Origin of the sequence: Phocaeicola barnesiae DSM 18169 = JCM 13652 (assembly GCF_000374585.1) — a bacterium.
In the GTDB taxonomy this organism is placed as follows: domain Bacteria; phylum Bacteroidota; class Bacteroidia; order Bacteroidales; family Bacteroidaceae; genus Phocaeicola; species Phocaeicola barnesiae.
Genome location: NZ_KB894648.1, coordinates 167,116 through 181,133 on the forward strand (window position 1 = coordinate 167,116; position 14,018 = coordinate 181,133).

At 51.8% G+C, this 14,018-nt stretch carries 12 protein-coding genes; 1 reads left to right on the plus strand and 11 read right to left on the minus strand.

Translation table 11 applies throughout. From position 1 onward, the window contains the following. Positions 1–20 precede the first annotated feature (20 nt). From C510_RS0107765 to C510_RS0107795, 7 genes are all read right to left on the minus strand, one after another. On the minus strand, positions 21–1,340 hold the full coding sequence (locus tag C510_RS0107765; RefSeq protein ID WP_018710778.1) for a TolC family protein: 1,320 nt from the start codon (positions 1,338–1,340) through the stop codon (positions 21–23). Further along, positions 1,337–4,372, minus strand: coding sequence for an efflux RND transporter permease subunit (locus C510_RS0107770; protein WP_018710779.1), 3,036 nt, complete (start codon positions 4,370–4,372; stop codon positions 1,337–1,339). The genes C510_RS0107765 and C510_RS0107770 overlap by 4 nt, the downstream gene beginning before the upstream one ends. 12 nt (positions 4,373–4,384) lie before the next feature. Next, the gene (locus C510_RS0107775) at positions 4,385–5,464 is read right to left on the minus strand and encodes an efflux RND transporter periplasmic adaptor subunit (RefSeq protein WP_018710780.1); all 1,080 of its coding nucleotides are present in this window, start codon (positions 5,462–5,464) and stop codon (positions 4,385–4,387) included. A gap of 470 nt (positions 5,465–5,934) precedes the next feature. Beyond that, the gene (locus tag C510_RS0107780; RefSeq protein ID WP_018710781.1) at positions 5,935–6,978 is read right to left on the minus strand and encodes a M28 family metallopeptidase; all 1,044 of its coding nucleotides are present in this window, start codon (positions 6,976–6,978) and stop codon (positions 5,935–5,937) included. Between the two features lie 99 nt (positions 6,979–7,077). Continuing rightward, positions 7,078–8,013 (minus strand): ribosome small subunit-dependent GTPase A, encoded by a 936-nt coding sequence (rsgA, locus tag C510_RS0107785; RefSeq protein WP_018710782.1) that lies wholly within the window; start codon positions 8,011–8,013, stop codon positions 7,078–7,080. 100 nt (positions 8,014–8,113) lie between these two features. Further along, the gene (frr, locus tag C510_RS0107790) at positions 8,114–8,674 is read right to left on the minus strand and encodes a ribosome recycling factor (RefSeq protein ID WP_018710783.1); all 561 of its coding nucleotides are present in this window, start codon (positions 8,672–8,674) and stop codon (positions 8,114–8,116) included. A gap of 162 nt (positions 8,675–8,836) precedes the next feature. Further along, a complete protein-coding gene (locus C510_RS0107795) occupies positions 8,837–9,727 on the minus strand; it encodes a hypothetical protein (protein ID WP_018710784.1) in 891 nt (296 codons plus the stop codon). Positions 9,728–10,060: 333 nt separating this feature from the next. On the opposite strand from C510_RS0107795, the gene C510_RS0107800 reads away from it, so the two are divergent. Continuing rightward, the gene (locus C510_RS0107800; RefSeq protein ID WP_018710785.1) at positions 10,061–10,579 is read left to right on the plus strand and encodes a histidine phosphatase family protein; all 519 of its coding nucleotides are present in this window, start codon (positions 10,061–10,063) and stop codon (positions 10,577–10,579) included. Positions 10,580–10,720: 141 nt separating this feature from the next. Here the strand turns inward: C510_RS0107800 and pyrH are convergent, their stop codons facing one another. The 4 genes from pyrH to C510_RS0107820 all read right to left on the minus strand — a co-directional run bounded on the left by pyrH (position 10,721) and on the right by C510_RS0107820 (position 13,986). Beyond that, positions 10,721–11,431: a UMP kinase gene (pyrH, locus tag C510_RS0107805; RefSeq protein ID WP_018710786.1), complete on the minus strand. Its 711-nt coding sequence runs from the start codon at positions 11,429–11,431 to the stop codon at positions 10,721–10,723. A gap of 84 nt (positions 11,432–11,515) precedes the next feature. Next, positions 11,516–12,826, minus strand: coding sequence for an MATE family efflux transporter (locus C510_RS0107810; RefSeq protein ID WP_026320151.1), 1,311 nt, complete (start codon positions 12,824–12,826; stop codon positions 11,516–11,518). A 2-nt stretch (positions 12,827–12,828) separates the two neighbouring features. Next, on the minus strand, positions 12,829–13,566 hold the full coding sequence (locus C510_RS0107815) for a biotin--[acetyl-CoA-carboxylase] ligase (protein WP_018710788.1): 738 nt from the start codon (positions 13,564–13,566) through the stop codon (positions 12,829–12,831). 54 nt (positions 13,567–13,620) lie between these two features. Then, positions 13,621–13,986 (minus strand): YraN family protein, encoded by a 366-nt coding sequence (locus tag C510_RS0107820; protein WP_025892338.1) that lies wholly within the window; start codon positions 13,984–13,986, stop codon positions 13,621–13,623. Positions 13,987–14,018: the final 32 nt, after the last annotated feature.

The following is a 14,018-nucleotide window of genomic DNA, read 5'->3' on the forward strand; positions in this document are numbered from 1 at the left end:
AAAATTGAAAGCGAGTCTCCCTATTCCAGATAATGTGCAATCTTCCCGCTTATCTGGAGCAAGGATATTTCGCACATTTTCGTATCGTATTCGGCAGAGAGGATGCGCTCTTCGGCGTCCAGCAAACTTTTCTGGGCTTCACGCATTTCGATACCGGACAAATCTCCCAACAGGTAACGTTCCTTGGCGATTTCGTGGTTCTCCTTGGCCGAAACCAGGTTCTGGCGTTCCAGGTTCAACAACTGGAGATTGTTCCGGTAAGCCTGCCACAAGTTGCTCAAGTCCGCCCGGAGTCCCTGTTCCAGTTCCTCCCGTTCCAGTTGTGCGTTGCGGATGGCCAGGCTGGCGTTCCGTTTTTCGCGTCGGCGGTTTCCGTCGAACAGGTTGAAACCTACGGTGATACCTCCGTTGAATCCCCAATTGCTCCGTTGGCGGGTAGCGTTCACGTCATATTTGTTGAAGGTATAGCCATAGCCGGCGTTCAGGCGCAGGTACGGATAGTTGCGTGAGAGTACCTTCTTGTAATCCAGTTGGGCAAGAGTCGTATTCTGGTCCGCCTTCAGCAGGTTGGCGTTGGTAGCGAGCGTGCTGTTCCACAATTCGGTGAAGTTCAGCTTGTCCGTCACGTCGATGATGGAATCCTTTACCCGTATCGGCCGGTCTACATCCTTTACCGCCATCAGCTCATTCAGGTTGATGCGGGAAGTGTGTACCAGTTCCTGTTGTTTCATGTACTGGGCACTATCGGCATTGAAGTCCACTTTGGCCTGTTGGTAATCCAGTCGTGAGAAGTTACCGATGTGGTACCGTTCTTCCACGATGCGCAGGCGTTCCTTCGAGAGTGAAACCGCGTACCGGAAGTTCTTCAACCGGATTTCCTGCTGGATGTAATTGTAGTATTCGGCCGTCAGGCTGGCGATGAAGTCCTCGATGGCGATGCGGGTATTCGTGGCTCCCTGGCGTTCCAGTTCCTGCAATTGCTTGTACGTGGTACTGATGTTGAATCCGTCGAAAACCGTCCAGTTCAGGTCGATACCGGCGTTTAAGGTCTGGTCGAAGACTCCCCGGCTGGTTTCCGTCAATCCGCTTTCGCGTAATTTGCTGTCCGTGTTGTCTACGGTTCCGGAATATCCGGCGGTCAGGTCTACGGTAGGCAAGTAACCGGCATTGGCCAGGGTCGCGTTGTTCTTGCTTATCTGCTCCTCGTTACGGGTGATGCGTAGCAGGTAGTTGTTGGCCAGCCCTTCTTCCAGGCATTGTTGCAGGGTATAGTAATATTGTGCCACCGCCGGGAGAATCCATCCTCCCAGCAGGCAGACGATTAAGATGATTCGTTTCATGCTTCTTCCTCCTTTTTAAGACGGTTGGTTGAAATGTAGGAATAGATGGCGGGTACGATGAACATCGTCAGGAAGGTAGATACCAGCATACCGCCCACTACGGCATTACCCATGGCGATACGTTGGTTGGCTCCTTCTCCGCTGGCGAACATCAATGGGAGCAAGCCCAGGATGGTCGAGGCACTCGTCATCAGAATGGGGCGTAGACGTTGCAGGGAAGCATCCTTGATGGCCTGCATCTTGTCTTCACCCGCTTCCTGTTTCTGGTTGGCGAATTCCACAATCAGGATACCGTTCTTGGCTACCAGACCAATCAGCATGATGATACCGATTTGGCTGAAGATGTTCATGGTGATGCCGCCGAAGTGCATGAACACCAGGGCACCGGCGATGGCCAGCGGTACGGTGAGCATGATGATGAGCGGGTCTTTGAAGCTCTCGAACTGGGCGGAAAGAATCAGGTAAATCAATACCAGAGCCAGGATGAAGGCGAACATCAGGCTGGAGGAGCTTTCCCGGTAGTCTTTCGAATCACCCGACAGGGCGGTACGGAAAGTATCGTCCAAAGTCTGGGCCGCTATCTTGTCCATTTCTTCCAGTCCCTCGCCGATGGTCTTTCCTTCGGCCAGTCCGGCAGAGATGGTGGCAGAGATGAACCGGTTATAGTGGTAGAGTTTCGGAGGAGTGATGGATTCCACGAAGTCTACCAGGTTGTCCAGCTGGATCATTTCTCCGTTGTCGCTCCGGATATAGATGGACTTGATGTTCGACGGCTGGTTCCGTTGCTGGCGGTTGAATTGGCCCAGAATCTCGTATTGCTTGCCGTTCATGTAGAAATATCCCATACGTTGGCCGCTCAATCCGTATTGCAGGACCGAGGCGATGTCTTTTACGGTGACGCCCATGGTTCCGGCCTTGTCGCGGTTGATGTTCACACGCATTTCCGGGCTACTGAACTTCAGGTCCACGTCCGCCATCTGGAAGGTCGGGTTGTCATATACCGCATTCAGGAATTTGGGCAACACTTCTTCCAGCTTTTCGATGCTGACCGCCTGGAGCACGTACTGGATAGGCATGCTACTCCGCCGGCCTCCGAACGAAGATTGTTGCTGGACGAAGGAACGGGCTTTCGTCTTGGTCTTGATAGCCTTCGAAATCTTTTCGGCTACTTCCATCTGGGTATAGTCACGGTCTTTGATGTCCTTCAGGGTGATACGGATGTTTCCGCTACCGCTCGATACACGGGCGGTGACAGACTGGGCGTCGGGAACAATGGAATCTACCAGCAGGTTGATGTCTTCTGTATAGTCGCGCAGGTATTCGTAGCTCACTCCTTCGGCTCCTTTCGTATTGATGTTGATTTGCGAACGGTCTTCCAGCGGAGCCATTTCGGCCGGAATCTTGTTCCAGAGATAACCGATGAGCACCAGGGTGAGGAGGGTGAACGGAATGGCAATGACCCTTCGTTTCAGGAAACTTTCCAGGGCCTTGGAGTAGACGCGGTTCAAGCCTTCGAAGAACGGTTCCGTCTTCCGGTAGAACCAGCTCTGTTTTTCCCGCTTCAGCAGCAGTTTGGTGGATAGCATCGGGGTAAAGGTCAGTGCCACGAAAGATGAGATGATGACGGAACCTGCCACTACGAAGCTGAACTCGCGGAACAGACGTCCGCTGGTACCTTCCATGAAGACGATAGGCAGGAACACGGCCACCAGGGTGACGGTGGTGGAGATGACGGCGAAGAAGATTTCCTTCGCTCCCTCGATACCCGCGTCGAAAGGTTTCATGCCCCGTTCGATGCGGATGTAAATGTTTTCGGTCATGACGATGGCATCGTCCACCACCAGACCTACGGACAAGACGACGGCCAACATGGTAAGCACATTGATGGAGAAGCCCGCCACGTACATCACGAAGAAGGCACCGATCAGGGATACCGGAATCACGATGCAGGGCACCAAGGTGACACGCCAGTCGCGCAGGAAGAGGAAGATGATGATGATTACCAGTACAAATGCCTCGTAGACGGTACTCTCTACCTCGGCGATGGAGGCCCGGATGAACTTGGTGTTATCGAATCCGTAGCTGAAGTCTACGTCGTCCGGTAAGTCTTTCCGCATCTGTTCCATACGTTCGTATACGGCATCGGCTATCTCGATGTGGTTTGCTCCCGGTTGAGGGATGACTACGACACCCACCATCGGCACGCCGTTCATCTTCATGTAACTCTTCAGGTCGGCAGCACCCAATTCGGCATAGCCGATATCGCTCAGACGGATAATCTGGCCGTCCACTTCCTTGATGACTACGTTGTTGAATTCTTCGGCGGAGTGCATCTGTCCCATGGTACGCAGGGTAAGTTCCACGGTATTTCCTTCGATGCTACCCGATGGAAGTTCCACGTTCTCGTTGTCCATGGCGTTTTTGATGTCCACGGGGGTGATGCCGTAGCCTGCCATGCGTACCGGGTCCAGCCAGAGACGCATGGAGTAACGTTTTTCTCCCCAGATGGATACACTACTTACATCCGAGATGGTCTGGAGTTGCTCCTTCACGGTCAGGTCGGCTATTTCGCTCAGTTCCAGAAGCGAACGGCTGTTGCTCTGGATGGCTACCATCAGGATAGGGCTGGCGTCTGCATCGGCCTTCGACACGGTAGGAGGGTCGCAATCGCGGGGCAGGTAGCGCTGGGCACGCGAAACCTTGTCGCGCACGTCGTTGGCGGCCGTTTCCAGGTCGACGGACAATTCAAACTCTACGGTAATGCGGCATTGTCCCTGTTGGCTCACGCTGGAAAGGGAACGGATGCCCGGAATACCGTTGATGTTCTGTTCCAGGGGTTCGGTTATCTGGTTCTCGATGACGTCGGCATTGGCTCCCGAATAGCTACAGGTTACGGAGATAATCGGATTGTCGACCGACGGGTATTCACGTACTCCCAGGGTGGTATACCCAATCATACCGAACAGCAGGATGATGACGGTCAATACCGTGGCGAGTACGGGTCGGCGGATACTAAGTTCGGAAATGTTCATAAGGCTCCCGGTTTAGTTGATGTTGTCGAGGATGACCGGCATGCCGGTACGGAGTTGCAGGGTACCTGTCGTCAGGATGGTATCACCGATGGCCAGTCCGCGCAGAATCTGAACCTCGGCTTCGGTGCGGATACCGATTTCCACGTCCACCGGTTGGGCCAGGCCGTTCCGGTAGACGAATACCTTGTTCTGACCCATTTCCGGCACGATGGCTTCGGACGGGATGGCGATGGCATCCTTGATTTCGTTCTGACTCAGTTCGATGCTGGCATAGCGTCCGGGAAGGAGTTCTCCTTGTTTATTCGGATAGATGGCACGTACGTTCAAGGTATGGGTAGAGGGGTCGATACTGGATTCGGTGGCGTAGACCTGTGCCTGGTAGGCATCCAGTTTCCCTTCAACCTTGAAGGAGAGGTTGGCGCCTTTCCGGATTTGTCGGGCATAACGTTCCGGCACGGCGAATTCCACTTTCAACGGAGTGATTCGGGTCAGTTTGGCCACCACGACACTGGGTGAGGCGTATGCTCCCGTACTTACCTGGCGCAGACCGATGACACCGTCGAACGGGGCACGCAGCTCGGTCAGTTCGATGCTGGCTTTCACGTTTTCGATGTCGGCATTCAGGGTTGCCAGTTCGGTTTTCACCTGTTCGTAGGCTTCCTTGCTGACCGCGTCACGCTGGAGCAGGGCATTCTGGCGGAACACACGGTCTTCGGCCAATGGCATCTGGGCTTCCAGACGGTCCAGTTGGGCCTGTAGCTGACGGTCGTTCACCTTGGCCAGCAATTGTCCTTTGTTGACAAAAGTACCTTCGGTGAAGAAGATATCCACAATTTTTCCGGAGGTTTCAAAAGACAGGTCTACTTCCTCGTCCGGTATCAGTTTACCGCTCACGAACAGTTTGTCGGTCAGCAGATGAGGCTTGATAATTTGGGCGTTGACGTTGAGTGAGTTTTTCTTGGTAGTGGTCGGCTTCTGTTGTTCCACTTCGGCCAGTTCGTCGTTGGTTCTCGGTACGAAGGTATGGATGGCCAGTCCGATCAGGCCGATACCAATCAGTGCGACGATTCCCCATTTGATTCGTTTATCCATGTGTTTTTCAGGTATAGATGAAACAATATATTAATTCTAACCGATTATTCAGAAAAGGTTACGGAAGCGGTCTGGTTGTTCCAGAGAGCTGCCGGAATTGGAAACGAACGTTTGTTTGACTTGAAACGAACGTATGTCTTGTCTTAAACGAACGTTCATTTTACTTGAAACGAACGTTTGTTCTGTATCAAACGAACGTTTGTTTTTCTATTTTTTCAAATGTCCACACTTCGGTAGATTCCGTCTTTAGTGTTTCTTTACTGTCAAAAAATCTCCGTCAGGTACGGAACATGTTTCATTTCCGCCTATTTTCTGATTTTTTTATGATGATAAAGGTAGTGAAAGGTTTAAAAGAAATCTCCTGTTTTTACATTTATTTAGCATAAAGTTGTGGAGAATAAAAGAAAGACCGCCCTTCTCCGGGGAAATTACCGGGAAAGGACGGTCGTGTACGTCTTTATCGGACGGGATTATTTCTTGCTGGAAGAGAAGTCTTCGTTGGCCATTTTCCACATGCCGAGGAAAGAAGCCTTGGTGATTTCCACCAGTTTGTCGTAGTTGATTTTATCGGCTTCGTCGCCCGGCAGGTGATAGTCCGGATGGCCGTCGGTATGATACCACATGATGGGGATACCCAGTTTGGCGAAAGTACCGTTGTCGCTACCTCCCACCGGATTGTCCCATGGACGGTAGTCCGGTTCCAGTTGCAGGCTGTATTTCTGGACGTCCTGTTTCAGCCAGTCGCCGAAGGCCGGTGTGCTTTCGGTGTAGAAGTAAACCACATGTTTCGGTTTGGCTTCATTGTTGTTGCGGCCTACCATGTCGAAGTTCAGGTAACCTTTCACTTTCTGGATTTCAGGGTAAGTCATGGCAAAGTAGCGTGAGCCCAGCAGCCCTTTTTCCTCGCCGTCCCAGAAGGCGAAGATAACAGTACGTTCCGGTTGTTGTCCGGTAGCCAGGAAGGCACGTACAATCTGAAGTCCGGCGGCTACACCCGAAGCGTTGTCGTCCGCACCGTTGTAAATCTTGTCACCGTCCAGCATCGGGTCGTAGCCGATGTGGTCGTAATGTGCGCCCAGGATAACGATTTCGTCGGTCCGTTTTCCTTCAATCTTTACCAGGATGTTGCGCATGTTGTATTTCTGGTGTACGCCTTTGGCCTTGATGGCGGCGATAGAGTCCGGATGAATCTGTAGTTTGCCCGGTCTCTGACGTTCCACGCGATAGGCTTCGAACGGCTGGAAGTAGTCGTCGAACACGGGTTGTAATCCCCATTGTTGCAACAGCGATACGATGTAGTTTCCAGCGATGCGTCCGCCTTTCCAGCCGGCTTCGCGGCCTTCCAGTTCATCGGAGGCAAGGAATCCTACCAGTGATTGGGCACTCAGTTTGTTGATGGAAGCCAACCCTTTTTCTTCGGCGGTCGGTTTCTTGGGCGATGCGGCTTGTAGCTGCGGTGCCGCCAGTAGACACGCAATTGCGATGACTAAGGTGTAAATCAGTTTGTTTCTCATATTTTAATAGTTGTTTTCTTTAAGTTGGTTGATTGGAATGGCATTGGCTGGGAATCTTCTTTCAACGGCTCGAGAGCCTCCCCAGGTATTCAGCCTTCTTTAAAAAGCCGAACGGTATTTCCCTTCCTCCTTGTCTTCCAGAATGTTCAGGTATGAGTTATAACGCGACTGGCTGATGTAATGGTTTTCCACCGCCTCGCGTACCGCACAGCCCGGCTCGTGGCGGTGGGTGCAGTTCCCGTACTTGCAACGGGCCGAAAATTCGAAAATCTCCTTGAAGTAATGTCCTACTTCCTCGTCCTTCATGTCGAAGGTACCGAATCCTTTGATGCCCGGTGTGTCGATGATGTAGCCGTTTTCGCCGAGGGGATACATTTCAGAAAAAGTGGTGGTGTGCATACCCTTGTTGTGTACCGATGAGATTTCCCCTGTCTTGAGTTGCTGGTCGGGGAGCAGGTAGTTGATGAGGGTTGATTTCCCAACGCCCGAGTGTCCTGAGAAGAGGGTTATTTTGCCTTGCAGGTCTTCTTTCAGTGCATCGACACCTTCGCCGTTTGCGGCCGAAATCCGGTAACACGGATAGCCGATGTGTGTGTAGAGGTTCACCAGTCCGTCCAGGTAGCGCAGTTCGTCTTCGGAATACAGGTCTACCTTGTTGAATACCAGATTGACCGGCACCCGGTACGCTTCGGCCGAAGCCAGGAAACGGTCGATGAAAGTGGTCGAGGTTTCCGGATAGTTCACCGTGACTACCAGCATGCACGCGTCTACATTGGCCGCGATGATGTGCGATTGTTTCGAGAGATTCGAAGCCCGTCGGATAATGTAGTTCTTGCGGTCTTCTATTTCGGTGATGAACGCGGTGCCTTCGGCGTTCGGAACGATACATACCCGGTCGCCCACGGCTATCGGGTTGGTGCTGCGGATTCCTTTCAGACGGAAATTACCTTTGATTTTACATTCCACCAGGGCTCCGTCGTCGGTCTTTACCACGTACCAGCTTCCTGTATTCTTGATGACTAAGCCTTTATCCAATGCTGTTTCAGATTTTTAGGGATGATATATTTCGGTCAACCATAAACCGACAAAAGCCGGCTTCCGGATGAAAGCCAGCTTTGTCGGTCGGGTTATGCGTTTATACGGTCATGATTTCCTTGTCTTTGGCAGCCAGCATGTCGTCTATCTGTTTGATATACTTGTCATGCACTTTCTGTAATTTGGCTTCGCCGTTTTTCTGCTCGTCTTCCGGCATACCGTCTTTTACGGCCTTTTTCAGGGCATCGATGGCGTCACGGCGTGCGTTGCGGACACTTACTTTGGCTGTTTCGGCTTCACCTTTACATTGTTTGGCCAGTTGTTTACGGCGTTCCTCGGTCAATGGAGGAATACCCAGACGGATGATTTCACCGTTGTTTTCCGGCATGATTCCCAGTTCGGAGTCGATGATGGCCTTTTCGATGATGCGGAACATGCTCTTGTCCCACGGCTTGATGGCGATGCTGCGTGCATCGGGAGTTGTAACAGCCGCTACATTATTGATAGGTACCATGCTTCCGTAAGAGTCTACGCGGATGCCGTCCAACAGACGGATATCGGCTTTACCGGCACGGATGTGAGCCAGTGCATCGTCCAGATACATCACTGCCATATCCATTTTCTCTTCAGCTTCGCTGATAATAGTCTTTGAGTCTGCCATATATTCTTCAGTTTTTTAAAAGTTATGCAATTATAAAATAAGATTTTAGGTGAACAAAAGTAGGTTATTTTTTGCTCTTTTGCAACACTTCCACTTATTTAATCGTTGCATCTTGTGCTTTCAAGGCCTGAAGTTTCCGTTAACGTCTTTCTTCCGAAGCGGTTAGTACATCTCTTCGATACCTTCGGCCGAGGTCTCGATGCCGAACATAATCCGTTTCCAGCCCAGGTAGAGCAACCAGATGGAAATCATGGAGATGAAGGCGCTGATGGTAAGGCCGTACTCCGGAATGAGGATGGTCAGTGCGCCGATGACAAGCAGAATCATGCTGGTTTTCAGGTTGGCTGCTCCCCGTTGGCCTTCAGTACCGATGGCCAGCGAATTACGCAACGAGCAGTAGCCCGAATATTGTACGATGAAGGCGAGGGTAGCCAAGGTAACGGTAACGACGGTTCCTATCCAGGGGACGAAGCGGAACAGGATACCGATGATACAGAGGGCTACGGCAATGGTCAGCTTGGTCACGCCGGCCAATCCTGCGCTATCGAGCGAAACCTTGATTTTTTTCAATCCCACCAGGTAGATGATTAGTCCTACCAGTGCGGCTACGTGGGTCAGGAAAGAATTGCCTATCATGTCGAAAATGTAGAGCAGTACCGCCATCGAGATGAGGTAAGCTCCCTGGGTACCCCGTTCTTTCCACTTGATATGCAGACTCTTTTCACTCATGCACAGGGCGATGATGAGCAGTATCAGTCCGGCATATTCCATCCAGATGGGTAGCCCGATGGCTGATACCAGTACGATGATAAGTCCCAGTCCCGAGATAGCCATGAAGCCGGTGGAGATGTGTTTGGAGCCTTGCATGGCATACAGTTGGTAAAGGGCTCCTCCTCCGGTGATGGTCGCGATAATCTTGCAGGCAATCATCGGGAGGTTGAAGTTGTAGTCGAAAAGGAGTTGCATGAAGTCAAACTCCGGCAATACGGTCAATGCTGAAAACAGCATGCTGAATTGTAACTGGATGAACAATTCTTTTTTCAGTCGGTCCATAATTTTCTCTTTATAATGAATAGTTTAGTTTAGCCTATGTCTTGCATACATAATCAATTCACCGGTGCTTTTGTTTGGACTTTCAGACTTATTAAGAAACCGGATTTTGGCGTTTGTCCGCTTTTGAGTTTTCATGTATATTGACGGGTTGACTACCAGGTACAGGTTCGTCAGATACTGGCTTTGGGGATGGGTTGTGTATCTTGTAGAGGTGAGGTTGGTTCCCCGGAAAGTTTTCGGATTGAGCGGGCTTTCCGTTTTTGCTTTTAATTTTTAACTCTTAACTTTTAACTGATTCTTTCCTTTTGTCTATTTTTGAAAAAAAATGAAGCGATGATACAGATGTATTTGGCCCGTCACGGGCAGACAGAAGAGAATGTGAACCGGATATTTCAGGGACAATTGCCCGGACGGCTCACGGAAGAAGGGAAACGGCAGGCCGTAGCGATGGGAGAGGAGTTGGCCGGTGTATCCCTGGACGCGGTGGTGAGCAGTGATTTACAACGGGTGGTCGATACCGTACAACTGGCCGTGGGTAACCGTAACTTGCCGTGGGAGAAAAACTCTTTGCTCCGTGAGATAGATTGGGGCTCGTGGACCGGACGTCCCCTGGATTCGGTGGACCGGAAACATCTTCCGTCTGATGCTGAGACCAAGGAGATGTTGTACGAACGTGCCGGACGTTTTGTGGAATATTTGCGTAAGAATTACGAAGGAAAAAAGGTGCTCGTGGTGGCACATGGACTGGTGAACCGCTCTATCCAGGCACAGATATTGGGTGTTCCTGCCGACCAGTTACATACCTTGCCTCACATGAAGAATGCCGAGGTACGGTATTTTGAGATAAATTAATAATGAAAAACGGAGTTCCCAGTGCCTGATAAACCCACTTACCTGTTCAAAATCTATACGGGCGGGTCAACCCCGCCCATACATTAAAATCTTGGTTCCTGGTTCCCGGTTTCTGATAAACCAACTCGAAAACTCACAAACTTAATTGTGTACCAATGTTCCGATGTTTTCGCCGGACATCACTTTCTTCAGGTTGCCTACCGTATCCATATCGAACACGATGATAGGCAGGTTGTTTTCCTTACACATGCAGGTAGCTGTCAGGTCCATCACCTTCAGTCCGCGTGCCAGCACTTCATCGTAGGTGATGTCATCGAATTTCGTGGCCGTCGGGTCTTTTTCCGGGTCGGCGGTATAAATGCCGTCCACACGGGTACCTTTCAGCATCACATCGGCTTCAATTTCGATACCTCTCAAGGAAGAACCTGTATCGGTGGTGAAGAACGGGTTACCTGTTCCGGCAGACATGATGACTACTTCACCGTTTTCCATGGCTTCGATGGCTTTCCATTTCGTATAGAATTCACCGATAGGTTCCATGCGGATAGCTGTCAGAACACGGGCCTTCACGCCGGCGGCTACCAGTGCCGAGCTCAGACCCAGGCTGTTGATGACCGTAGCCAGCATACCCATCTGGTCGCCTTTCACGCGGTCGAATCCCTTGCCGGCTCCGCTCAGTCCGCGGAAAATGTTTCCACCGCCAATGACGATACCTATCTGTACCCCCATTTCGTGGATTTCCTTGATTTGCTGGGCATATTCACCCAGACGTTTCTCGTCGATACCGTATTTCTTTTCGCCCATCAGACTTTCACCGCTGAGCTTTAACAGGATGCGTTTGAATCTTGCCATAATCGTTGTTGTTTGGTTAAAATGTTCATTATACGCAAAGTTAACAAGAATTGTCAGACAGGCAACGGAAAGTGTCGTTTTTTCTCAACGGATACCCGTCCCCGTCAGCAGGTGGCGTCCCCATACGGCCTGGAGGATTCCCCGCAAAGCCAGGTAGACGATGAAAGCCAGCCAGAGTGCATGGTTTCCTCCTGTATGCTCGAACCCGAAGTACAGGGCGAAGAAGCTGACCGAAGCGACTGCCATGGAGCGGAGCATCAGTCCCGTAGCCGTGGCACCGATGCAGATACCGTCCAGCAGGAAGGCGGTGAACCCTGCCAGCGGAATAGCCAGCACCCAATAGAAGTACGCGCCGGAGGCTTCGATGACGGTGGTATCGTTGGTAAGCAGCCCCAGAAATCCCTTGCCGCCTATGGCATAGAGCAGGGTGAACGCTACGGAGAGTCCGATACCCCAGCCGAACAGGTGGCGTACCGTCTGCCGGAGTTCGGTTGTGTTCCGGGCGCCGATGTTCTTGCCTGTCAATGCCTCACCTGCGTATGCAAAACCGTCCATGATGTAGGAGAACAGGGTGAAGAGCTGCATCAGCAAGGTATTGACAGCCAGGATGACATCGCCGTAGGCCGCTCCCCGCGAGGTGAAGAACACCGTGACGGCCACCAGGTACAAGGTGCGCAGGAAGATGTCACGGTTCACCTGAAAGAAACGGCGCAGTGCCGTACGCTCCAACAGGTTGCGGAAACGGAGGTATTTGCGTAACGGCTTGTAATAAGTGAGATACAGGCCGGCAGCCATCAGCAGACCGGCGTATTGGGCTATCAGAGTACCCAAGGCTACCCCTTCTACTTTCATCTTCAGTACAAAGACGAAGAACAGGCTTCCCGCTATGTTGACGATGTTCTGGGTAAGGGCGATGAACATGGGGAACCGTGAGTTCTGCATTCCGATGAACCATCCGATAAAGCCGTAGAGCCCCAGGGTGGCCGGAGCTCCCCAGATACAGATGTGAAAATAGCGGGTGGCTAATGCCTCGATTTCCGGGCTGGCATCGATACAGGCGAATGCTATCAGACGGATAGGGTATTGCAGCAGTATCAGGCCTAGGGCGAGTGCCGTGCTCAGGGTGAGGGAACGCAGCAGGACATCGCTTACCTCCTGCAGGTCATGGCGTCCGTAAGCCTGTGCCGTCAGACCACCTGTTCCCATGCGGAGGAAACCGAATATCCAATAAATCATATTGAAAAGCATGCCACCGATGGCGATGGCACCGATGTATGAAGCGGCTCCCAGGTGTCCCACGATGGTCACGTCCACCAGTCCCAGCAGAGGGACGGTGATGTTGGAAACAATACTGGGTACGGCTATGTGCAGAATGCGTCGGCTGGTAGGATTCATCATCAGAGCACGTAACTTACTTCCTTGAACATGTATTCTCTCCGGAGTCCCGTTTCGTCCTCCAGAATGAGCTTTCCGATAGGTTCGATGTCTATGATGCGGGCCTGGAAGATTCCGGCTTCGTCCTCATACGGGTAGAATCCGTCTCGCCGGTACAGTACTTCCTTGTAACGTCCGGCTATTGTTTCGGCGTCGCCTGCTTTCAACAGCTCGTAATAGCAGGCGGCCCTTTCCAGTACCTGTTCCAGGATGGGGCGCTGTTCGTAGCGCTTGCCTGTAATCTGGAAGAGTGATACCGGATTCGGGATGTGTGCCGGGAATTGTTCCTGATTCAGGTTGATGCCAGTTCCGGAGATGGAACGGCTGATACACGTACCCGTCAGGTCGTTCTCTATCAGTGTACCGCAGAGTTTTCGGTCTTTCCAGTAGATGTCGTTCGGCCATTTGATGGTGACGTCCGGGGTATAGGCCGACAAGACTTCCTGGAGGGCCAGGGCGGTGACCTGCGATAACAGGAACTGGCGACGTGCCTCCAGAAACTCCGGGAACACCACGAAACTGAACAGCAGGTTGGCGCCTGCTTCCGATTCCCACGTGTTGCCACGCTGGCCTCTTCCGGCACTTTGGTAAGTGGTATAGACGGTGGTCATGTCCGGCTGGTTCTGCCGGTCGCACAAATCCGCCAGGTAGTTGTTGGTCGAAGTTGTTTCCGATACAAAGATAGGTTCAGGATAGTTCATGTCTTCTTCTATTACGTTTTTGGATGTGTTCGGGATGGAAATCCGCTTTTCCGTCTACCATACGGGCGGGAGGAAAGCGTCGCGGATGTGCTCGATGTGGAAGGGTGCTTCGTTACCCGTCAGGGTGATGATGTCGAAGCGTACCGGGAGGTCGAGTCCGAATTTCCGCAGGTAGGCGTCTGTCGAATCGACGATGCGCCGTATCTTCCGTTCGCCTACGGCTTCTTGTGGAAGTCCGTAGTTCAGGTTTTGGCGGGTCTTTACCTCAACTACTACCAGTTCGCCGTCTTTTTCGGCTACCAGGTCCAGTTCCTTCTTCCCGGAACGCCAGTTGCGGTGGCGGATGACATAGCCTTGTGCCTCCAGGTAGGCGGCTGCCTGGTTTTCCCCGTTTTTCCCTAATTCATTGTGTCCAGCCATTTCTTTCCATTCTTTCTGCAAAAATAGCCAAT